Below are 23,763 nucleotides of genomic sequence, written 5' to 3' on the forward strand. Positions count from 1 at the left end.
GTCTTTGACGCCATATATTTCACACTGCAAACAGTGAGATAGTTCTAGCAGAGATGCTTTGCTTTATCCGTGAGTTAAGTTTGAGTGGAAATTACTGATAAAGATAACCAATAAGCGAAAGGATTTTGCTCTTGGATTGGATATGCCGCTAGTGAAGATAATCTAGTTCGTTATCAATAGTTGATTCAGTGTATTCAAATAGAAGTCATTTTTCTGTCACTAATAAATGAGGTTAGGGTGAGAAAAGTACTGGTTCTTGGTGGGGATGGATTCTGCGGCTGGCCAACCGCCCTTCATCTTTCTGATGCAGGCTATGAAGTTATAATTGTCGATGATTTTTCAAGGAGAAAAACCGATATAGAGCTGGAAGTCGAGTCGCTCACGCCTATTCAGCCATTAGGAGAGAGACTGAGGGTTTGGCGAGAAGTGTCGGGCAAGAATATTCGGCATGTTGTAATCACTATCGGTAAAGAATATCACAGGCTGCTAGAGCTATTGGTTACCGAGAAACCGCACACAATTGTACACTTTGCCGAACAGCGATCAGCGCCTTATTCGATGAAGTCATCAAGCCATAGACGATTGACGGTTAATAATAATTTGAGTGCGACCAACGATATTCTTGCCGCGATTGTAGAGAGTAAGCTGGATATTCATCTTGTACACCTGGGAACTATGGGTGTTTATGGTTACGGCACTGCCGGCATGAGAATTCCAGAAGGATATCTGGAGGTGCAAGTGGAAGAGGAAGGTAGATTTATCAGTTCGGAAATTTTATATCCTCCGAATCCTGGTTCTATCTATCATATGACTAAGGCTCAGGATCAGTTATTGTTTGCTTTTTATAGTAAAAATGATGGGCTGCGTATTACTGATTTACATCAGGGTATTGTTTGGGGCACACAAACAAATCAAACCCGTAAGGATGAGTATCTTATCAATCGATTTGATTATGATGGAGATTATGGCACTGTATTGAATCGATTTTTAATGCAGGCTGCGATTAATTATCCCCTTACAGTTCATGGTACCGGTGGGCAGAAACGTGCTTTTATCCATATTCAGGATAGTTGCCGTTGTATACAGTTAGCGATAGAAAATCCTCCGGAAAAAGATGATCGGGTCAAAATATTGAACCAGATGACTGAAATACATCGAGTCAGGGATCTGGCGAAGTTGATTGCTGATAAAACAGACGTGGCTATTGCCTATGTGGATAACCCAAGAAAAGAGTCTCCAGAAAATGATTTACTGGCTGTTAATGACCAGTTGCTGGAGATGGGGCTACAGCCGATCACGCTGAGTGATAAGCTTTTATCAGAAGTGGAGCAGGTGGCAAAGAAATATTCCAGTCGCTGTGATCAGAGCAAAATACCCTGCTTGTCAAAATGGTAAGTGTCGGAATCGTCTCAGCTTTATTTAGTGGTTTCGTATTTTTGTTGGCGCTGCTTTGAAACGATTCTTCTCTTTAGATAAAGGTTTTATGGTATGAAAATATTGATTGCTACGGACACCTATCCGAAGCAGCTTAATGGCGTATCGCGGGTTCTAGAGAAAACCATAAAAGAATTGTCTGTTCGAGGGCATGAAGTCAAGCTTTTATCTGTTGATGACTTTAGGTATTTCCCCTGGCCTGGATATCATGAAATTAGAATTGCAGTATTCCCTGGTTCCCGTCTTGCTCGTATTGTTGATGACTTTTCCCCAGATACTATTCATATCATGACAGAGGGGCCAATTGGTATTTCCATGCGGAGATATTGTAAAAAGCGAGGTTTAAGATATACAACTTCATGGCTTTCAAGGTTGTCTGAATATGTTTCCCTAAGATACAAAATACCTGTAAGTTGGTTGCATAGACTACTTGTGGATTTTCACCAGTCTGCAGCTCAAACGATGGTGACAACTACAAGTATGGAGGCAGAAGCAAGAAATTTAGGTATTAGTAGGATTGTTCGCTGGCGTCGAGGAGTGGAGTTGGATAAATTTCACCCGGTTGAAACTGAAATTTTTTCAGGGCTGCCCAGGCCAATTATGTTAAATGTTGGTCGTATTGCTGTGGAGAAGTCACTAGATAGGTTTTTGTCTATTGATACTCCTGGAACCAAAGTGGTGGTAGGAGATGGTCCTCAATTAAATGCATTAAAGAAAGAGTTTCCAGAGGTAATTTATTTGGGGGTAAAAGAGGGAGAGGCATTAACCGAGTGTTATGCTGGAGCGGATGTTTTTGTATTTCCATCTTTGACAGATACTTTCGGTTTGGTGAATCTTGAGGCGTTAGCTTGTGGCCTGCCAATTGCGGCCTATCCGGTCACCGGACCAAGAGATATCATTGGCGATGCACCGGTTGGTGCTATGGATGAAGATCTTGGGGTGGCTATTCAAAAAGCTCTTACATTCAAATCAGAGGATTGTATCGCACGAGCGAGAACTTTCTGCTGGGATTTGGCTACTGAGGACTTTTTGGAGAATTTGGTTCCTGTTAATGTTGAGCATCCTTTATTGGCTGAATATTGAAAAGATAAATTATATAAATATTGATAGTGTGGATAAAAAGGGTTAAGTTCAGCTTGTATTTTATAAGTATATGTAATGACCCATTTCAGATTAAAGATGAAAGTATGTGTTGGGGGGCGAACTCGCGCAAGGGTATTATATATTCAATGATATCATTAAAACTTTCATAGAAAGTTGAGGTTGAATTTTACAGGTTTTCAAGCCCGGAGTCTCAATTCCAGAGTGCCATTGTTATTTTATAAATACTTTCTCCACTCTTTATGAGCCCAGAAATAAAAGAAATCTTAAACATTGCGTTGAAAGATAAGTGCTCACTAGAATTATTGCTTCTGATTATTTTTCTTTACATCCTGTCAGATGGAGTTACCTATCTCTTTGAGGCACTATTCGCCGTAAAAGCGCAGATACATTAAATCAGAAAACATATTCTGGCGGATTTTTCCGATAAATTTCAGATGGTTGCCTTTTTCTTAGGCGTCACTCCCTTTTCCATAAGATTGATACTGAATAAGCGAGAGACCAATATGGAAAGCAATGGGCGCTGGAAAGGGCATAAGGAACGCCGTCATAATATTCAACGACTGACAAGTGGTTGATCTGTAAGCGGTCTGCCAGAGTCTCGATCTCTATTTCCAATCAATTATTTTCCTACTGTGTGCTGATGAGTATCTAAATACCAGGCTAATCGGCGGCTATTTTTTGTGCCAAGATGAGCTGTGAGTAAGTTTTAGGTCTCTGACCAGCCTGGAGTCTAAGGAGCGATGGTTATAGATTATTGAAAAACTTAAAGGGCTGACGAAGATCTCAAACGAGAACCTGCGTCTAATTACCAAAGTTAGTAAGGGGATATTGACGGGGTAATCTGCGTCCAATTTATTGATCTTAAGTGGTTATCTCTCAGTATAGTGTTCATAGATAACCAGTATTGCATTTTTAAATTTCCCAGGCATAAGGCCCAAGGAAAAGAGTGTGTTTAAAATCAAGTTTGTCTTGATAATCATCATTAGTGGATTGGCTTTTTTTTATGGTTCTTTCCTTTATGCAGAGGAAGAGACTTCCGGCGATCATGTGCGTATACGTTGGTTAGCCCCTTCTAGCTTTGAAGAAGTACGCACCGAAAAAATTGGTATCTACTTCGAAGTGGACCCTGAGTGGCACGTGTATTGGCGAAATCCGGGAGATTCCGGAGCCGCGCCCCGTTTTAATATACAGGCTTCAGGGGCAAGCATAGGAAATATTGAATGGCCTTTTCCAACTCGTTTGAAGGTGGAACACCTTACAAACCTGGGTTATGAGAGCAGTGTTGCCTATCTTTTTGACCTGAAACCCAAGTCAGGAGCTGAGCAAGTCGCTTTGAAAGCGGATCTTGAATGGCTTGTGTGTAAGATCGAGTGCATTCCAGGACGTGGCACCATAACCTTAACCCGCCCTGTTGGGAAGCAGCCCAAGTGGACAGGAGATGACCTGATAATAAGGGATTACTTTGCAGAGAGAGTGCCTACCTCGAATGAAAGCAGCCCTTGGATGATAAAATCGCTGGTTCCTCAAGGAAAAGACCGCATACGCCTATTGATTGAAGCACGTGAGAAAGGTCAGGTACCACAGGTTTTTCCACTGGATGGAAAAGTCATCTCTCCCGCCAAGCCAAGGGTCCGACGAGATGGTTGGTCACTCATCTATCTCTTCCAGCGCCAGCCTGAGGCGACTACTCCCGCGGTAACTAGTTTTGTCATCAGTGATGGAAAACAGGCCTGGAAGTTTGATGATGTCTCCTTCGGTAGCCCTCTACCTACTGAGAAGTGGCGTCCCATTTGGCTGATCATCCTCACGGCATTTATTGGCGGGGTCATATTGAATCTGATGCCCTGTGTTTTCCCTGTTCTTTCAATCAAGCTGCTTGGCTTAATAGGGGAGGGCTATAGCGGTGGTTCTCGCCCGTTGGAAGGGCTCATTTATGCTGCTGGCGTGGTTAGCACCTTTACGATCCTAGGCTTGTTACTTTTACTACTTCGAGCAGGTGGGGCATCTATAGGATGGGGCTTTCAACTTCAGTCCCCTGAAGTGGTGTTGAGCCTGATTGTATTATTTTGGGTGATGGCCATGTCTTTTCATGGAGTCTTTGAATTTGGCCAACACTTGGTGAAGGTTGCAGGCCTGAGTAAAGGGGGAACCTTTGGTACAGGTGCCCTTGCAGTGTTTGTTGCTGCACCCTGTACTGGACCATTTATGGGCGTAGCGTTGGGCTCTGCAACAATATTACCTCCACTGGAGGCCATGCTTATCTTTATCTCTATGGGGATTGGTTTAGCAGCTCCATTCTTAATTCTCTGTGTTAGCCCATCACTCCTAAGAAGGCTTCCATCTCCGGGACCATGGATGGAAAAACTTCGCCAATTTCTGGCTTTTCCACTCTACGCTACAGTAATTTGGCTCCTTTGGATTCTGGGTCGAATGGAAGGAGAGATGGGTTGGCTAATGGGTACCTCTATGGTACTGATAGCAACGATTATCCTCTGGATGATACATAACTCCACAGGTTTAGTTAGGGGAATTTCCTGGGGTCTCTTATTTATCAGTTTACCGTTAGCTTTTAAGGTTATGGAGCGAGCAGATCAGAAAATGATACAAACTTTAGTTTCATGGCAAAAGTATGATCCTGAACTGCTTAAACAGGCTCAACGGGAAAAGCGTTCAGTGTTTGTCGACTACACAGCTGCTTGGTGTGTTACCTGTCAGGTAAATAAAAAGCGAGTGCTTGATAAAGAGGAAACATTAAAACTCTTTCAGGATAATAATGTTTTGTTACTGCGTGCCGATTGGACTCGAGAAGACCCAGAAATTACTGAATCTTTGGCCGCATTAGGGCGCAACTCAATCCCTGTTTATGCTTGGTATCCTGCTGGAGCAAAGAGACCCAAGCTTCTACCTCAGGTATTGCAGGAATTTATGATTGTCGATTTGTTCGAAGATAGTAATAACAACGAAGAGGATGAGGAGTGATAGAGTTGAGCCACTCTTAGTTGTACAGGGTGAGATGGATATCAAAAATTGGCTAGAAAAATTTAAAATATAGGAAAATTTTACGGTGCAAATTCAATGGTACCGGGCGGCGGTAAAAATAGTAGCCTTTTCTATACTAGCTATATTGGTAATGGCTGCGGTTGGCTATTACCAGCAACGAGACCTTCCCAAAGACACAGCTCCACCACTAGAAGGTAAAACCATAAATGGAAACTTGTTAAATCTTAAAGAGATGACAACTCATGGACCAGTCCTTATTTACTTTTGGGGCTCCTGGTGCCCTTATTGCCGTATAGTATCTCCCAAAATATCTGAGCTGGCGCGGGAATATCAGGTTTTGGGAATTGCCATGCAATCTGGTGATGAGGATGAGGTAGAGAAATATATGCTCCGGCACAATCTGAAGTTTCCTACAATCAATGACCCCGTGGGCAGAATAAGTTCCCGCTGGGGAATCAAAGTAACGCCAACGATGATTATTGTGGGGAGTGACGGAAAGATTGCCTGGACTACCAGTGGTGCTACCACCAAGCTTGGCTTGAAGTTGCGTATGGAACTCACGGAATAGCCTTTTTAGCAGATTAATGACTCAATAGGTCGATGCTGTCACCAATTTTATCCCTACTTTATCAGATATCTAGACCTTCTCACTGAGGTATAACTATCTTAAATCTCTAGTCTTCTCAATTTTTCGGTCTCAGGCATGGGAGGCTTGTGTGTCGGTCATTGATTCATTTGACTACAAAGATCTTGATGCGCAGAGAGTTGGCAGATTTGATTTTGGGATCAATACCACATTTATTGTTTATCGCTTAAAAGATACCATTATTGATACAGGGCCTAGCAATCAATGGAAGTATGTCAAGTGGTTTGTGAAAAACAAACCGTTTCGTCAGCTGCTTCTTACTCACCATCATGAGGATCATAGCGGCAATGCCGGCGCAATCTATAAGTTGACAGGAGTTCAACCTCGTGCGCCCAAAGCCACTATAGAAATTCTTAAACGGGGTTTTCGTATACCGCCAATTCAAAGGCTAATTTGGGGAGCTGCCGGGCTGGCTGAAGCAGCCGAATTGCCAAAAGATCTGCGTATAGCCGGTGAGAAAACAATACCTATCGCCGCACCAGGCCATGCTAAGGATATGACCTGTTACCTGATGGAAGACCGGGGCTGGATTTTTACTGCTGACCTCTATGTGGCCAGTCATCTAAAAATGTTGCGTAAGGATGAGAGTATTCCGGTTTTGATGAAAAGCATGCGCAAAGTACTTCAATATGAATTTGATCTTATCTTATGTCCCCATCGGGGTTTGGTAGAGAATGGTAAGAAAAGGCTTCAAGAAAAGTATGATTACTTGCTTAACCTGTCGAGTTCTGCTCAGGAGCTGGGGCGCCAGGGAGTATCACTTAAAGAAATTACTCGTCGTCTTTTGGGGAGGGAGAATATGATGGCTCTTCTTTCAGGTTATAACTTCAGTAAAAGAAACTTGATTGCTTCTTGTATGTCCATGGATCCATCAAAGTACACCGAGTAGCTACTAGCTATATTTTACATTTCTATTGGTTGTTTCTACTGCTGGGTTACTTTAAATTTGTTGCTTAATTTTATAAAAGTTAGGTGAGCAAGTAGTGAAGCGTGAAGTTAGAAAAGTTGGCCTAATTGGCGGTATGAGCTGGGAGAGTACACAGCTTTATTACAGGTTAATTAACCAGGGGGTCAATCGATGTCTTGGTGGATTGCACTCAGCAGAGATTATTTTATACAGTGTTGATTTTTATAAAGTGGAGAAGCTACAGCGATCCGGTAACTGGGATGAGGCAGGCTACCTTTTAGCACAAGCAGCCAAAGCATTGGAAGCTGCTGGGGCAGATTGCATTCTAATTTGTACCAATACCATGCACAAAGTAGCGGATCAGGTGACGGCTTCCGTGGGTATTCCTCTCTTACATATTGCCGATGCTGTGGCTGAAGTTTTGCTTAGAGATAAAGTCAATAAGGTTGGGTTACTGGGTACTGCTTTCACCATGGAGCAGGATTTTTATCGTAAATACATTCAGGAAAAGTACGGAATAAATCTGATAGTTCCCACAGCCGCGGATAGGGAAATTGTCCATCGGGTAATTTATGAGGAGCTTTGTAAGGGCAAAGTTGAAGTTGCATCAAAGCAGCAATATCTGCGTATTATCCACTCGTTGTCGGCTCAAGGGGCGGATGGTGTGATTCTTGGCTGTACCGAGATTGGTATGCTGGTTTCACAAGAGGATGTAACTATCCTACTGTTGGATACTACTCAAATTCATGCGAATAAAGCTGTGGAATTTTCCTTGAACGCTTCCTAGTCAGTTTTTGGGGCCTATAGGAATATATTGGGGCCCCAATAGCTTTATGTGGATGTTGGTCCCTACTTATTTTACCTTTTTAGGATGAGTTATTTCACTCTGGGGTAAAAATCAGTTACTATTTCGCATATCCTTTGTTTGTATGACAGTTGCCTACCTAGTACTCTGAAAATTACTTCCTATTAATCTCCTTTAGTTCGTTTTGCTGTTAATTCTTACAGTGACATGAATGTCATTATCACCTCAATAGACATGATTTAAATTGTAAATACCTGTTATTTAGGTATTTTAATTTTCCATTTTTGCTGGCATTTTTTACCTGTGTCACGCTTCTTGCAGTGATGAAGAATGATGATGTCCATCATTGGAGGGGCGGGCTATATCAGTACGCTATTCGGCACGTACTGTTCCAATCAGGATAGATAGCTTCGTACCCGGTACCACACTGCCGAAAAATGATCGATTAGCATTGGAAGATAAAACCAATAATTGACAGGGTAATTACATGAAAGAAAATAAGAAGCGTTGGCTAGCGGCCTGTGGCGCGCCATCGCTATTGGCAATGGCGGTTGCCGCTGTGTCCAGCCCCGCAGTTGCCGAGGATGCACTTCTGGAGGAAGTCATCACTATCGGTACCCGTGTTGAGGGGCGTTCGGCTACGGATTCCTCCGCACCTATCGACATCGTTACTGGTGACGAATTTGTTAACCAAGGTGATGGTGACCTCAACAACCTGCTGCGCAATGTTGTGCCTTCCTACAATGTTAATGCCAAGCCGATCTCTGATGCCGCATCGATTGTACGCCCGGCCAACTTGCGTGGACTGCCGCCCGATAGCACCCTGGTTCTAGTAAACGGTAAGCGCCGTCACCGTGCATCCGTGATTGCATTCCTTGGTAGTGGTGTATCGGATGGTGCCCAAGGACCTGATATCTCTGCTATTCCAGCGATTGCACTGAAGCAAGTAGAAGTACTCCGTGACGGTGCGGCCGCTCAGTACGGCTCTGATGCCATTGCCGGGGTGATTAACTTCCAGCTTAAAGATGCTGCTGAGGGTGGCACCGTTGAGGTAAAGCATGCTACCACTGCCGAGGGTGATGGCGACCAGAGTATGGTTGCCGCCAACTTTGGACTGCCATTGACCGATTCTGGTTTTGTAAACTTCAGTATGGAGTATCGCGAGCAGGACTCCACAAGCCGCAGTACCCAGCGGGACGATGCTGCGCAGCTGATCGCCGATGGCAATACTCATGTTGCTAACCCAGCGCAAGTTTGGGGTCAGCCCGAAGTTGATGATGACACTAAGTTCTTTATTAACAGTGCCATTGAGCTGAACGATACTGTTGAGCTATATGCCTTTGGTAACTACGCTAGCCGTTCCACCGATGGAGGATTCTATTTCCGTAATCCGGAAACTAGAGAGGGCGTTTTTGCTGATGAAAATGGTAATCCATTAATTGGAGACCTAGACCCCAGTAATGGTATTGATAATTGTCAGAATGTCAGCGTCTCTGAAGCCCACGATCTCGATGAGTGTTTCTCCTTTACCGAGATGTTCCCTGGCGGGTTTACCCCTCGTTTCGGTGGTGACCTAGAAGATTACTCCATGGTCTTCGGGTTGCGCGGTGAGTTGGCCAATGGTATTGGTTATGATGTCAGTGCCAGTAGGGGCCAGAACGAAGTAGATTTCCATATCTACAATACCATTAATGCCACTATGGGTCCCAATACCCCAACCAGCTTTAGCCCTGGTGGATATGGGCAAACTGAGACCAATTTTAATATTGACCTGACCAAGGCTACTGAAATTTCCGGTAAGGCATTGTATATGGCCGGGGGCTTTGAGTGGCGTGAGGAAGAGTTCGAAGTCAATATGGGGGATGAAGCCTCATGGACTCAAGGTCCATTGACAGAACAAGAATTCCTTATTGGTTCTAATGGTTTTTCCGGGTTCGGACCTGAAGTTATTGGTACTTTCGACCGCGATAATATTGCGCTCTATACCGACTTTGAACTGGAAGCGACTGATAATCTTCGTTTGGGCACAGCCCTACGCTGGGAAGATTTCTCAGACTTCGGTAGTACTTTCAACTATAAGGTTTCCGGACATTGGGCAATTAATGATGTAATCGCCTTGCGCTCTACATACAGTACCGGCTTTCGTGCACCTACACCAGCTCAGTCAAATATAAGTAATGTGACTACGGCTTTTGCAGATGGTCAGCTAGAGAATAAAGGTACTATCCCACCGACAAACCCTGTTGCGGTATTAAAGGGTGGAAAGCAACTACAACCTGAAGAGTCGAAAAACTTTACTATTGGCGCCATTATTGCTGCCGGTGACTGGGATATTACCCTCGATTATTTCCAAATTTCCGTAAGTGATCGTATCACTCAGTCTGCTGATCAGGAACTAAGTGAAGCGGAAAAAGCGCAACTGGTGGCCGATGGTATTAGCGGAGCTGATTCACTAACATCGATTCGCTTTTATACCAACGACTTCGACACCAAGACCCGTGGAATTGATGTGGTGGCAACCTATCCGCTCGGAGATGCCACTGACTTAAGTTTCGCAGCAAACTGGACTGATACAGAAGTCACCAAGTATCGGGAAGAAACCATCAGTGATATGCGCCTTGGGCAGTTGGAAGATGGTCTACCCAACATTCGTGGTAATGCAACCATTTCTCATGCGGGTGAAGGATGGCGTGGTCTAGTTCGTTTGAACTACTATGGCAGCTACTGGGAAGCGCACCTGGATGATTACAGCTTACCCATTGATGCCGGTGATGAGTGGACTGTGGATATAGAGGGTGCCTATGACTTTAGCGATTCGCTGTCGCTGATCGCAGGGGCTGAAAATCTGTTTAATAACTACCCAGATAAGAACCCCTGGTCAGGTGTTGCAGGCGCTGAATACCCCGAGACAGCACCAATGGGCTTTAATGGTGCGCTCTACTATGTACGTGCACAGTATGAGTTTTAAGTCCTCAGTTAATAGCTTTACTTAAAAGCTATCGTTACTGTAAAAAAGCCCGCTTTATGCGGGCTTTTTTACATGTCCCAGAGAGAGTTAGTTGCCATAGATAAGGTGATACGTTCTTTGTCTTGTATCTGCTTCAAGTCCTCAAAGACTTCTTTCACTTCCATGGACTCAATAGCGCCGTACACCGCTTCATAAAGACTGGAAAAATATCGGTCTACTTCCCTTCCAATATTATTGACCTCTTTGATAGTGGGCGGGTCACTAAGTGGTAGTTGACGAATAAAATCATGGGCGGATTCTTCATGGGTGTACTGCAACCAGGTCTGCATGACCTTTTGCTGGGCGATTTCTCCATAGTTTGAGAGGTTTCTCGCCATACGTTGTTCATGCTCTAACATATGCCTTAATAACAGCTGAGTTCGATAATCCTCAGATTTTTCAAGTAAATTCTCGTAAAGGTCTGCCATATCCAGGTGAAACTTTTCTGCATCCTGAATGATTTCAAATGCCTGCTTGAAAGTCTTCATAGGTCTGCCCTTTGATACTCAGGAAATTGTTATTGGGCGGAAAACAGGTCGTATCTTCTTGCGGCCATACCCTAATTAATCTTTATAGTGCATTTATCCAGTTGATCAAGATCTGAGGAAAAATACCGAATACTAACAGAGCCCCGGTCAGTGCCAGTAGTAACAACTGGCCAGATGCAGCAATTTGTACTGTGCCGTTAGAGGTTGTATCCAGGGAGCTATCACGTTGTACTAGGGTAAGAAGTAGTCTTAGATAATAGAAAAGTCCCAGAGCACTACCGATAACCACACCCGCTAGAAGCCCCCACATTTCACCCTCAACCCCTGCTGTAAACACATAGAACTTGCCAATGAAGCCAATAGTTAGCGGTATGCCGGCAAGAGAGAGGAGCATGGCAGCGAAACAGCTGGCCAACCAGGGGGAGCGCCAGAGCAACCCCTGATAAAATGCACGCTGATAGGGGTTCTGGCTATCTGAAGTGGGATTTTCAGGGTACTCTCCACTAAGCACTTTTTCTTCAACCGAATCGGCGACCAAGCCCACTATCGCAAAAGCACCTAGGGTAGTAATTATGTAAGCTATCAAGTAATAAATAACGGCCTCTGTGCCAAAGGTGCTTTTTCCTATGATAAAAGCCACAATCAAATAACCGATATGTGCAATTGAAGAGTAGGCTAAAAGGCGTTTGATATTCGACTGCATTAATGCGAGAAGATTCCCTACAATCATACTGGCTATGGCTGCAATAGAAAGCATATCGATTAAGGTTTTGCTGCTGTATAGGTCCAGAGTATTAAAGAAACGTAATAGGAAGCCAATAACCGCCCCTTTGGCTACGGTTGCAATCAAGGCTGTTGTTGGCGTGGGGGCCCCTTGGTAAACATCTGGTGTCCAAATATGAAAGGGCACAAGTGATAATTTAAAAGCCACAGAGATAAGAAATAAAGTAACTCCGGTAGCAAATAGCGTGGAGGTCTGGGATAACTCGGTAATTCGAGAAGCTATGCCGGTAAAGTCTAGCGCGCCAGAAGCGCTATAAATAAGCGCAATACCGAACAGGCCTAATGCAGTGGATAGTGCTGATAGAATTAAATATTTAATGGCTGATTCAAGGGACTGAAGCTGCTCTCTTTTTGGGGATAGATCGCCAGTTAAGGAAAAACCTAGCATGGGATAAAGAGAGAGGCTAATTAACTCAAGTCCCAGGAAAAATGTTGCAAAATGGCTGGAGAAAATCAGAGTGCAGGCACCAAGCATTGCCAGAAGCAATAAAATATAATATTCCTCTGGATAACTACCAGCTACTCCTTTTGGATCACAGCGTAGACGTAGGTAGTTGAACCCCATAATACTGACGGCAAAGGCGGTTACCAGCAATATAAGTGTGAAAAATAATGCAGTGTAGTCGATCAGGATAAGCTCAGTTACTTGAAGCGAGCTTGTTGCACCAGTCAGTTCATCGGCAACCCAAAAGCAAGAAGCCATGGCAAGCAGTAGAGTGATTAGGGTGGTTACCAATGCCCCCAGGTGCCCACGCCAAAAAGATACCTGTAACAATAGAATAACTATACCTGCACTAAGTATCAGTAGTGGCAGTATTCCAAAAAGTTCCTGTGCACTCATGGGGTGTTATCCTCAACTGAGGTCGGTTTAAGCTTGGGTGAGAGAGTCTGAGATGATAATTGTTCATTTAAGATTTTCTGATCATTTAAAACAGTATCAATTCTTGTTGCGGACCGTTGAACAGTTGGATCGGCAATATCAAAAACTGGTTGTGGGCGTAAACCGATAAAGACTAATAGGACGGCGAGAGTGAGAAGGGCGCTAGATTCCCGTATGCTGAGATCTGTAGCCTCGTGCTCCTGAATCGGCTTTTCCAGTCGCTTGTTCAGTTTCCCAAAGAATACCTTTTGCATCATAAGTAAGGCATAGAGCGCTGCACCAATAAGCCCAACTGCTGCCAGGGCTGTAAGCCAGTGATTACTTCGGAAACTACCTACGAGTACGGTGAACTCAGCAACAAAATTGCCTAAACCAGGTAGGCCCAGAGATGCTACTGCGAAGAAAAGCGCAACGGCGGATAACTTTGGCAATCTGGCCCAAAGACCGCCCAACTGGTGCATATCTCTGGTGTGAAAGCGGTGCTGAATAGCACCCACCAGGGCAAATAAAGCTGCAGTGCTCAAGCCGTGAGCGATCATTTGCATAACAGCTCCTTGAATAGCAATAGTATCAAGGGCATACAAGCCAAGTAACACAAACCCCATATGGCTAACACTGGAATAAGCTACCAACCTCTTCATGTCTCTTTGAGCAAAGGCGAGCATTGCTCCGTAAATAATACTGAGTGCTCCAATAGTCATTGCTACCGGTGCAAATAATATTGAGCTTTCAGGAAATAGCGGTAGGTTGAAGCGCAACAAGCCATAAGCGCCCGTTTTAAGGAGAATGGCGGCCAGCAGGATACTCCCTGCTGTAGGTGCCTGAGTATGCGCGTCTGGTAACCAAGTATGGAAAGGTAAAGCTGGTAATTTGACTATGAAAGCAACAAAGAACCCTAGCATTATCCAGTAGGCAATTCCGGGTGATACACGGGCATCTAGCAGGGCATTGTAATTAAAAGTGAGCTGCCCGGTGTTGGTGTAGTGAATGTAAACAAGAGCAACTATCGCAATTAGCATTAGAAGGCTGCTTGCTTGAGTAAAAATAAAGAACTTGATTGCGGCGTAAATACGTTGCTCATAACCCCATACTGCGATTAAGAACAGCATGGGTATCAGCATGACTTCCCAGAAAAAGAAGAAAAGGAAAAGATCAATAGCGGTAAAGACACCAACAACACCGGCTAAAGTCCATAAGTAATTGAAATAGAAAAAACCTCTGCGAAAATTAATATCATTCCAGGTCATTACTACCCCAAAAATTCCCATTGCCAGTGTCAGTACCAGCATGAGAAAACTTAAGCCATCAATGGCTAAATGGAAGTCAATTCCAAATCTGGGAATCCAGGGTATTAGTAAACTCTCCCACCAAGGCTCCGATGTGCCAACTTCTGTTGAATGAATAAATGTTGAGTAGTTTGTGAGTAATAAGGCGGCAAGTAATAAGCTGATCATACTGATCCAGCGCCCACCAGATTTAAAATAGCGCTCAGCTAGCCAGGCTAGCACGCCGCCGGCGAACAATATAATAATGATCGTTAAAAGGGTCATAACGCCACCAGAAGTGCGAGGAATAGAATGGAACCAACGGCAAAGGTAGTTAGGTACCAACGCACTTGTCCATTTTGCGAGGTACTTAGAAGAGCATGCATTTGTCGGCTAATTGTTGCGGTGCCTTTGTAAATGCTATCAATAATATCGTTGTGGTTTATTTGAGTAATAAACTTGAAAGGTCGCACCAGTAGATGATCGTATATCCAATCGAATCCCCAGCCGGAGAACCAGAACTGCAATAGACTTGAACGTTGTTCTCCTGTTCTTTGCTCATGACGGAATAACTTCCAGGCAATTGCAAGGCCTATTAATGGCATTGCAATAGCAGTGCCTTCGATCCAGGGGGAGTGGGCTTCGTCTGGGCGAACACCAAATACGGATTGCAGCGGCGGGGCCAATAAGCCACCAAATAATGCCAACACTGCGAGAATACAGAGAGGTATGCTCATTACAGGAATATTGGCATCTTTACAATGAGTGGAAGCTTGACCCTCTCTTCCCAAAAACACGAGAAATAATACACGGAAACTGTAAATTCCAGTTACGAGTGCTCCGAGTATGCCGGCGAGCCACAAGATGTTAATGCCTTGGTGATATTCCCAGGCGCTCAATAATATATGGTCTTTACTATAGAATCCTGAGGTGAAGGGAAGTGCAGCAAGGCATGCACATCCAATGGTAAAACAAATAAAAGTGAGTGGTATTTTTCGATACAGTCCACCCATTGAAAAAACGTTTTGTTCATGATGCAGGCTTAAAATTACTGATCCTGCAGATAGGAATAGCAGGGCCTTAAAAAATGCATGAGTCATTAAGTGAAAAATAGCGCCAGACCAAGCACCAACGCCTAAAGCAAGAAACATATAACCGATCTGACTAATTGTGGAGTAGGCGAGTACTCTTTTTATGTCACTTTGAGCTATTGCACTGAAGCCAGCCAGAAGTAGTGTGAGAGCGCCAACGGCTGCCACAGCGGTCATTGCCACTTCCGATAACATATAAAGAGGATGCATACGGGCAATTAAATATACCCCTGCGGTAACCATAGTGGCAGCATGTATCAGGGCACTCACTGGTGTTGGACCAGCCATGGCATCAGGTAGCCAGGTTTGCAGTGGTAATTGTGCCGACTTACCCACGGCACCACCCAGTAAGAGAAGGCACGCTAAAGTGACTATGTCATTGTTTACATCTGGACCGTTTATGGTCGAGACAAGCTCAGGAATGTTTAGTGTTGAGAATTCATAGAAAAGCAGAAACAAGCCGATAGCCATTGCCGTATCACCAATACGGGTGACGATAAAAGCTTTTTGGGCAGCTGCTCCATTGGCTGGATCCTTATACCAAAAACCAATCAGAAGATAGCTGCAGAGTCCAACACCCTCCCAGCCAAGATAAAGTAAGACCAGATTATCAGCCAAAACCAGAATCAACATGGCACAGACAAACAGGTTTAGGTAAGCGAAGTAACGGCGAAAATCCAGGTCCTCCCGCATATAGCCTACTGAATAGAGGTGGATAAGAAACCCAACACCAGTGATAATCAGTAACATCACCATGGTTAACCAGTCCACGTGGAAATTGAAGCCTAGTTTCAGGTTGTCCACCAACATCCACGACCATAGAGGAATATTGACTGATTCAGAGGGATTCCCCCAAAATAAAACAATGGCGACAATTATTGTAAATAGAGCAGCCAAGCCAACACTGCCAACGCCGATATAGGCAATCACTTTTTGCGAAGGCTCATCCCGATGAAATAGTGGGATAGCTACCAATATGAGGAAGCTAATCAGTGGTAAAAGTGGCACCCAAGCCAATAGGCCCTGCATGTTAGCCTCTCAATTCATTTAATTGATCAATATCAACAGTATGTTTGCGATGATAAAATTGCAGAACTAAAGCAAGCGCAATTGCTACTTCAGCTGCCGCAAGAGTGACGACAAATAAGAACATTACCTGGCCATCAGCATTCCCCCAATGTGCACCAGCGACTACGAACATCAGTGCTGCAGCATTTGTGCAAATCTCCACACACATCAGCATGAAAATGACATTTCTTCGCATCATTAATCCTGCCAGTCCCAAGCAAAAAAGGATGGCTGCAAGTAGAACACCTGCCTCAAGACCTGGTGCGGTTTCAATTGGCATTATTAGATCCCTCTGAATCAATATTTCTACGACGAGCTAAGTGAAATGCACCAACTAATCCAGCCAGTAATAACATTGAAGCCAACTCTACAGCGAGAACATAGTGGCTAAATAGCGCGATACCTACTTGTTTGGGGCCTATGTAGTGATAGGTTTGACTTGAAGAGATTTGTCCATTACTCACCAATATAATAAGTTGAGCTAATAATAAGGCAGACAATAAAGCCGGGCCGATCCAGGTTCTGGGCTGAAGCCACGCCTGTTCCTGAGCTACAGTGGAATCTCCCTGGTTGAGCATCATAATGACAAAAATAATCAATACCATAATTGCCCCGGCATAAATAATCACTTCTAGAGCAGCAGCGAGAGGGGCTCCAAATTGATAAAAGATTACAGCCACTGCGAGTAGCGATGTCACTAGATAAAGAAGGGCATGTACAGCATTTTTATGAAAAATAACCATGGTTGTGGACGCTACGGCTATGGCAGCTGTCAAATAGAAGATAAGATTCATGCCTTTCGGCTCCCTGGTAATGTGTTAGTCGGTTGAGTGATTTTTTCTCGGCGACTTTTTCTTGTTTAGTGAATTATTTTTGTTGTTTTTAATTATTGTTTTCTTTGCCGGCGACTGTTGGCTTGTTGATGATTGTTGGGGCCAATAATGATGTGTATTTTTAAAGCTATAGATTCAGGCCCTTAACATTAATTGGCTCTGCTTCATTATCTGCCTGGCCCTTATCTTTTCCTTTTATGGCTTTGCCTGCGACCTGATAAAAACTATAGTCGTGATATTTTCCTGGTCCATCGATCAATAGATCTTCCTTTTCATACACCATGTTTTGACGATCGTATTCACACATTTCAAAATCAGGTGTTAATTGGATCGCATAAGTTGGGCATGCATCTTCACAGAGTCCACACATGATGCAGCGTGAAAAATTAATACGGAAATATTCTGGACGCCAACGACCATCAGGATCTTCGGTTTTCTGTAAAGAAATACAATCTGGCGGGCAGGCAACTGCACAGAGATTACAGGCTACGCAGCGCTCGTCGCCATTGGGATCCCGGCTTAAAATAATTCTCCCACGGTAGCGTGGTGCCAGGTAAGGTTTCTCCTCTGGATACTGAACGGTGACATTACGCCGGAATAGGTGTTTAAATATTAACCACATACTGCGAATTTGACTGGCGATCATTTCCGTCCTCCTGCAATACTGTGGGGATGTGATTGAATGCCTAGGCGATCCATAACAGTACTCCAGCGGTTGCGAGCAGATTAAACAGAGACAAGGGCAACATGACCTTCCAGCCAAATTTCATCAACTGGTCGTATCGAGGACGAGGAAGGGCTGCACGCAATAGAATGAAAATGGCAACCAGAAAAGCTGTTTTTAGGCAGAACCAGATAATAGGAGGGAGTAGAGGGCCATGCCATCCTCCTAAAAATAAAGTGGTGATTAGTGCGGATATCAGAATTACAGCAAGGTATTCACCAACAAAAAACATTCCAAACTTCATACCTGAATACTCAGTATGAAATCCTGCTGTTAATTCATGTTCTGCCTCGGGGAGGTCAAAGGGTGTCCTGCGACTCTCGGCGATACCGGCAATAAAGAAAACAATAAAACCTAGAAACTGGGGCACAATAAACCAGGTGTCCGCCTGGGCATTGACAATATCCCTCAAATTGAAACTACCGGACATCATCACTACACCCATCAGGCTCAACCCCATAAAGACTTCATAGGAGACTGTCTGTGCGGCGGCTCGGAGACCACCTAGTAGCGCATACTTATTATTAGAGGCATAGCCACCAAGGATGATGCTGTAAACGGCAATGGAGCTCATTGCAAGCACAAACAGTAGACCAATATTAAGATCGGCAACCCCAATACTTGGCGACATGGGCACTACGGCAAAGGCAATGAGCATGGTTGCCATAACGACTGTAGGCGCTAGAACAAAGACAGGAATATCGGCAAACCGAGGAATGAAGTCTTCTTTAAAGAACAGCTTAATCATATCGGCAAGAACTTGTAATGTGCCGAAGGGACCCACCCGATTTGGACCTGGCCGATCCTGCCAAAATCCAAGAAGTCGTCTCTCTCCCCAAGTGAGAATAGCTGCGAGTAACACGGTAACGATAAGTACACCGAAAATATTGAGCAGAGTAATCCAGATTGGTGTACTCATGGCTTATTGATCCTCGCTAATCATAGGTGCCACTGCCGGACGTAGAGAGGCATAGCCAGGAATCTGAGGAGCCAGGGTCTCCATTCCCGGTAATCCAAAAGGCACACCAATACACCCATGGGGTATGGTGTTGCAGGGTCTTATTTCTGCTCTATGGGTGTCATTGCTAGTTTCTATATCTACCAGTTCTCCCATAGTCAGAGTGTAGTGAGCTAGGGTATCTGGATGTATTAATATAAATGGAGCGTCAATAATCTCAGAGAGAGACATTGATTGGTTACTGAGTTCCTCACTACCAAAGAGGCGATAAATGGGAAGCATCTGTACTTTATTGGAGGTTTCGGATGGATGCTCTAATTCACCACTAGAGGGGAGGTATTCAGAGATAGGTCGTGGAGCTCGTTCAATTCTTTTGCCTGACGGCCCCCCTTTACGCTCACCACCAACTTGTTGTTGAAACTTAAAGATAGATTGGTTGGAGTTCCACCCTGGTGACCAAATATTTGCCTGGAGTGGAGTTTTATTTGGATTGTGTATGCCTTCCATACTGAAGCTCATAGGAGCATCAGGATCTTTAATGGGGGGTGTTTCTGAAACATGTTGTTGGGCGTGGATAGCGGTACGCCCACTATAACGGGCACTTTGTCGAGCGATCTTAAGACCATCTATGCGATAGTCTTCATTGGGGCCGAGATCAGCGAGAACCCCCAGCGTCGTGAACTCCTTCGCTATGGCATTACTGAGATCTGTACTGTGCTTCCAGCTGTTGATCACTGAGAGGTTAGCGGACTTCTCAGTACAAAAATCTACAGCATCCACAAGCCAGCGCCAGCTCTCCTGAATGTATCCTTTGCCTTCATAGACTGCATAAAATCGCTGGGCTAAACCATTATTATTTATATAAGTACCCTGTGATTCGGCTGTTGTAGATGCTGGGAAGATCCAGTTGGCTCTCTTGGCGGTAGGCGTAAGTAGAGAATCCATCAGAATAACTTCATCCACTAGAGAAAAAATCTTTTCTGCAGATGGTGTATCCAGTCGCCGATATAGATCATTTTCCAGCACAACAAGACTGGTTGGAATAGTATTCTTTGTTGTTGTCAGTGACTCCAAGAGCTGATCCAGATTGTTATCACTTTCATTAACAAGCTGAATTAATCCCAAGCTGTTAACTTCGCCACAGTTTAAATACAGATTAGTGGGTGATTTTTTGCGATCGCTTATTACGCAAGCCAGATTGGCAACGGCGCTTAAAGTGTTGGGATGCCTGCTGGATACTCCGGATATAATCAGTGGATTATTTGCGTTTTCCAGTATTTGAGCCACGTGTCTAATCTGTTTCTGTAGTTCTGAGGTATTTTCAGTTCCCTGGTTGTTAGAATTTTTGATTTCCTCAGTGAGTGCATTAGTAAACTGTACAACTTTTTCTGGTGACTCAAACAGGGTAGTTTTGGTTATATCTGTGAGGTCGGTAAGCTCTGTTCCTATAAAAATAATCGGGCTGGGATCACCCTCTAGTTGTCTTACTGAGGCATCTTGCCACAAAGGAATTTTTAAATTTTGAGCCTGCTTTTTTTGACGATTACGTGCTGCTTGACGCACAGCCAAGGCAATACGGGGCGCCGTGTTATAGATATCTTCACCGATTATCAGAACTGCATCTGCGGATTCTATTTCTGGAGTATTGGGATTTTTTATTCGGTCGTCACTCTGTATAGCGTTGATCTGTTGCAATAATTGCTGATCGAGACGGTTTAGCCCAGAAAAGAAATTGTCGGCTCCAACTAGTTGCTGTAGAGCAAAATTATTTTCTATTGATGCTCGGGGAGAGCCAACGCCAATGATCCGGCGGAGTTGGCGTTGAGCTGCGGTGACTTGTACCGATAGGTGTAGAACACCATCGCGGGGGTTTACTTTACAGTGAAGTTTATCTTTTGAATCTGCAGTGGAGCTAATAAGCTCCTCATTATGTACACTCAATACCTGATCAATGCGTGTTGAGCCATTGACATATTCGTACCCGAAACGACCTCGATCGCAGAGAAAGTAACCGTTTATATCGTGATGGAAGAGATTGGTAATACGCCTTAGTACAGGGTCGTTACCATTGCTGGATTCTCTTGCACCAGGTGCAGTGTTACACCCTACTGCACAATGTTCACAAACCGAAGGCGCTGTTTGTAGATCCCATTTTCTAACAAAATGTGCACTGAATGTTTTATCAGTGAATACACCGGTAGGGCAGACTTCAACCAAGTTTCCGCTGAAGCCATTTTGTAGGCGACCTTCTTCTTGACGACCAAAATAAACCTGATGATTACGACCGAGTGCCTGTAAATCACTCCCTCCAGCATAATCGTTGTAAAACCGTACACAACGGTAGCACGTAATACACCGGTTCATTTCATGATTGATAAATGGACCAAGATATTGATTGCGATGTGTGCGCTTGGTGCCCCTATAGCGGCGCATGGTGTGACCTGACATTTCAGTCATATCCTGCAAGTGACACTCACCACCTTCCTCACAAACTGGACAGTCGTGGGGATGATTGGTCATCAGGTCTTCAATGATACTACCGCGAAATTCTTTTGCTGCCTCGGCATTGACACTGTAGATACCACCATCTCGAACTGGTGTCATACAGCTCATAATTAATCGACCCGATTGGTCTTCACCGTCTTTATATTCGATCATGGCACATTGCCGGCAGGCACCTACCGAGCCCATTTCAGGGTGCCAGCAAAAATAGGGGACATTTAGACCTACAGTCAGACAGCTACTGAGAAGATTTTGATCGCCATCAACCTGATACTTCTCGCCATCGATCGTTATGGTTGGCATCGTTAATCCATTATTTATTTGATATTATTGGGAGTCCGGCCAATCTCTTTCGCTAGTTATTTATAGGGGCAACAGCCTTTCTTGATATGATCTATATAGTCCTGTTCAAATAGTTTGAGGGAGCTCTGAATGGGTTCTGCTGCCCCAGGAGCCAATGCACAGAAAGTTTTACCTGGGGCAATGCGCTTACATTGCTCATGTAGCAATTCAAGGTCTTCGGGCAGACCTTCCCCACTCTCGATTCTTTGCAGAACTTTCACAATCCAGGGCAAGCCATCTCGGCAAGGAGTACACCATCCACAGGATTCGCGCGCAAAAAACTGTGTAAGATTTAGTACCAGCCCAATAGGACAGGTTTTATCATCTAACACAATAATTGTACCGGTCCCCATACGGCTACCAGCCTTGCCGATCACGTCATAATCCATAGGGAGATCGAGGTGATCGGGCCCCAGGAAATCGGTAGATCCTCCGCCTGGTAGGAAGCCTTTTAGCCGAAGTCCATCTCGCATGCCACCAGCATACTGTTCAATGATTTCACGAATAGGGGTACCCATTGGCAATTCCCAAGTACCGGGATTTTTGACTTTGCCGCTGACGCCAAATATTTTACTGCCAGCATCCTGTCCGACGCCCAAGCCACGGTACCAGTCGACTCCATATGCTACCAAATGAGGTATATTGCAGAAGGTTTCTACATTATTTACAACTGTAGGTTTACCCCACAAGCCACTTACTTGAGGGAATGGTGGTTTAGCTCTGGGGATTGCACGTTGCCCCTCAAGAGCATTGAGAAGCGCTGTCTCTTCACCGCAGATATAATTACCTGCACTGCGATGCACAAAAATTTCCAACGAAAAATCACTATCAAAAATATTTTTTCCGATGAGACCTTGAGATTTTGCTTCCTCTATTGCTCGCTCAAGGCGTTCTGCTGCCAGGTGATATTCCCCGCGAATGAATATGTAACCAATGGATGCACCTATGGCGTAGGCAGCAATTGCCATCCCTTCTAATAATAAATGTGGATCACGCTCCATAAGGAGGCGGTCTTTGAATGTGCCCGGCTCCATTTCATCTGCGTTGCAGACAACAAATTTTTGCTCAGGGGAGCCTTCGCCTCGGGGAACAAAGCTCCACTTCAATCCAGTGTTAAATCCAGCCCCACCGCGTCCACGTAACCCGCCATCTTTGACAAGATTGATAATGTCATCCGGTACCATAGAGTGCGCTTTACGCCATCCTTGGTAACCATCATTATCCAGGTACCGGGTGATATCTGCTGCGGTATTTTCTTTTGTGATATTTTTAGTGAGAGGATTTGTCAGCATGGATTTGTTTCTTTTTATCGATTAGTGCGTCGATAGCTGATTCATCGAGGTTTCTATACATTTCCTCTCCCAGCATGAGTACAGGCGCTTTATCACAATCGCCTAAGCAGGGAGCCTCCAATAGAGTAAATATTCCATCATTTGTTGTCTGTCCTGGTTCAATTTGTAGACTCTGGCTTATGTGTTTTTGTAATTGATCACAGCCCATAACCCAGCAGCTGGCACTTTTACAAAGCAAGATCACTTCTTTCCCAACGGGCTGACGAAAAATCAGTTGAAAATAGGTGGCTACGCTCTCCAGTTGAGCTACAGGCATGTCCAAGTAGTTTGCAATGGCCCGTAGACTACCGTCTGAAATCCAGCCTCGATACTTTTGTACGATTCTAAGTGCTTCTAAACCCACAGAAGATTTTCCCTCATAGTGAGAGGCCTCTTCATCAATTTCTCGCTTTTCCTCATCGGTGAGGGTTTCGGAGAGTTCTTCTGGATCCTTGTTACTTTGCTCCATTACTTCGATCAGTTCCGGTTCTAGTACGCTGGACATTTTCGCCTCCTATGGTCGAATCACGGAGGCATCTAGAAGATGCTACTGCCGCCGGTGGTTACTGCGACATAAGAGCATCGAATCTTGTAT

Annotated in this window: 18 protein-coding genes; 7 read left to right on the top strand and 11 right to left on the bottom strand. The window is 44.4% G+C overall.

The annotated features are described in order from the left end of the window. Positions 1-237: 237 nt before the first annotated feature. The 7 genes from ACJJIJ_RS01740 (at position 238) to ACJJIJ_RS01770 (ending at position 10,864) form a co-directional block, all read left to right on the top strand. On the top strand, positions 238-1,395 hold the full coding sequence (locus ACJJIJ_RS01740) for an NAD-dependent epimerase/dehydratase family protein (protein ID WP_444924349.1): 1,158 nt from the start codon (positions 238-240) through the stop codon (positions 1,393-1,395). Between the two features lie 93 nt (positions 1,396-1,488). Beyond that, complete coding sequence (locus ACJJIJ_RS01745; RefSeq protein WP_444938483.1) at positions 1,489-2,517, top strand: glycosyltransferase family 4 protein; 1,029 nt, start codon at positions 1,489-1,491, stop codon at positions 2,515-2,517. Between the two features lie 969 nt (positions 2,518-3,486). Further along, positions 3,487-5,517: a protein-disulfide reductase DsbD family protein gene (locus tag ACJJIJ_RS01750; protein WP_444938484.1), complete on the top strand. Its 2,031-nt coding sequence runs from the start codon at positions 3,487-3,489 to the stop codon at positions 5,515-5,517. A gap of 85 nt (positions 5,518-5,602) precedes the next feature. Next, a complete protein-coding gene (locus ACJJIJ_RS01755; protein ID WP_252084831.1) occupies positions 5,603-6,106 on the top strand; it encodes a protein disulfide oxidoreductase in 504 nt (167 codons plus the stop codon). A 148-nt stretch (positions 6,107-6,254) separates the two neighbouring features. Beyond that, positions 6,255-7,073 carry an MBL fold metallo-hydrolase gene (locus tag ACJJIJ_RS01760; RefSeq protein WP_252084832.1) on the top strand — a complete coding sequence of 273 codons (819 nt, stop codon included), beginning with the start codon at positions 6,255-6,257 and terminating at the stop codon, positions 7,071-7,073. A 94-nt stretch (positions 7,074-7,167) separates the two neighbouring features. Further along, complete coding sequence (locus ACJJIJ_RS01765; RefSeq protein ID WP_444938485.1) at positions 7,168-7,878, top strand: aspartate/glutamate racemase family protein; 711 nt, start codon at positions 7,168-7,170, stop codon at positions 7,876-7,878. Positions 7,879-8,383: 505 nt separating this feature from the next. Then, positions 8,384-10,864 (top strand): TonB-dependent receptor plug domain-containing protein, encoded by a 2,481-nt coding sequence (locus tag ACJJIJ_RS01770; protein WP_444938486.1) that lies wholly within the window; start codon positions 8,384-8,386, stop codon positions 10,862-10,864. 68 nt (positions 10,865-10,932) lie between these two features. Here the strand turns inward: ACJJIJ_RS01770 and ACJJIJ_RS01775 are convergent, their stop codons facing one another. From ACJJIJ_RS01775 to nuoE, 11 genes are all read right to left on the bottom strand, one after another. Continuing rightward, a complete protein-coding gene (locus tag ACJJIJ_RS01775) occupies positions 10,933-11,391 on the bottom strand; it encodes a hypothetical protein (protein WP_252084835.1) in 459 nt (152 codons plus the stop codon). An 82-nt stretch (positions 11,392-11,473) separates the two neighbouring features. Next, on the bottom strand, positions 11,474-13,015 hold the full coding sequence (locus tag ACJJIJ_RS01780; protein WP_252084836.1) for an NADH-quinone oxidoreductase subunit N: 1,542 nt from the start codon (positions 13,013-13,015) through the stop codon (positions 11,474-11,476). Continuing rightward, positions 13,012-14,604: an NADH-quinone oxidoreductase subunit M gene (nuoM, locus tag ACJJIJ_RS01785; RefSeq protein ID WP_444938487.1), complete on the bottom strand. Its 1,593-nt coding sequence runs from the start codon at positions 14,602-14,604 to the stop codon at positions 13,012-13,014. The genes ACJJIJ_RS01780 and nuoM overlap by 4 nt, the downstream gene beginning before the upstream one ends. Continuing rightward, complete coding sequence (nuoL, locus tag ACJJIJ_RS01790) at positions 14,601-16,439, bottom strand: NADH-quinone oxidoreductase subunit L (RefSeq protein ID WP_444938488.1); 1,839 nt, start codon at positions 16,437-16,439, stop codon at positions 14,601-14,603. Before nuoL ends, nuoM begins: the two co-directional genes overlap by 4 nt. Before the next feature lies 1 nt (position 16,440). After that, complete coding sequence (gene nuoK / locus ACJJIJ_RS01795; protein WP_435583630.1) at positions 16,441-16,758, bottom strand: NADH-quinone oxidoreductase subunit NuoK; 318 nt, start codon at positions 16,756-16,758, stop codon at positions 16,441-16,443. Then, positions 16,748-17,272: an NADH-quinone oxidoreductase subunit J gene (nuoJ, locus tag ACJJIJ_RS01800; protein WP_252084839.1), complete on the bottom strand. Its 525-nt coding sequence runs from the start codon at positions 17,270-17,272 to the stop codon at positions 16,748-16,750. Before nuoJ ends, nuoK begins: the two co-directional genes overlap by 11 nt. Before the next feature lie 166 nt (positions 17,273-17,438). Continuing rightward, positions 17,439-17,957: an NADH-quinone oxidoreductase subunit NuoI gene (gene nuoI, locus ACJJIJ_RS01805; protein ID WP_444885850.1), complete on the bottom strand. Its 519-nt coding sequence runs from the start codon at positions 17,955-17,957 to the stop codon at positions 17,439-17,441. Between the two features lie 40 nt (positions 17,958-17,997). Beyond that, positions 17,998-18,954 (bottom strand): NADH-quinone oxidoreductase subunit NuoH, encoded by a 957-nt coding sequence (nuoH, locus tag ACJJIJ_RS01810; protein ID WP_252084841.1) that lies wholly within the window; start codon positions 18,952-18,954, stop codon positions 17,998-18,000. A 3-nt stretch (positions 18,955-18,957) separates the two neighbouring features. Further along, positions 18,958-21,798 (bottom strand): NADH-quinone oxidoreductase subunit NuoG, encoded by a 2,841-nt coding sequence (nuoG, locus tag ACJJIJ_RS01815; RefSeq protein ID WP_444938489.1) that lies wholly within the window; start codon positions 21,796-21,798, stop codon positions 18,958-18,960. Between the two features lie 56 nt (positions 21,799-21,854). Beyond that, positions 21,855-23,129 (bottom strand): NADH-quinone oxidoreductase subunit NuoF, encoded by a 1,275-nt coding sequence (gene nuoF, locus ACJJIJ_RS01820; RefSeq protein ID WP_444898898.1) that lies wholly within the window; start codon positions 23,127-23,129, stop codon positions 21,855-21,857. Then, positions 23,107-23,673 carry an NADH-quinone oxidoreductase subunit NuoE gene (gene nuoE / locus ACJJIJ_RS01825; protein ID WP_444898897.1) on the bottom strand — a complete coding sequence of 189 codons (567 nt, stop codon included), beginning with the start codon at positions 23,671-23,673 and terminating at the stop codon, positions 23,107-23,109. Before nuoE ends, nuoF begins: the two co-directional genes overlap by 23 nt. Positions 23,674-23,763 lie beyond the last annotated feature (90 nt).

Source organism: Microbulbifer mixtoriginis (SeqCode) (assembly GCF_052467945.1).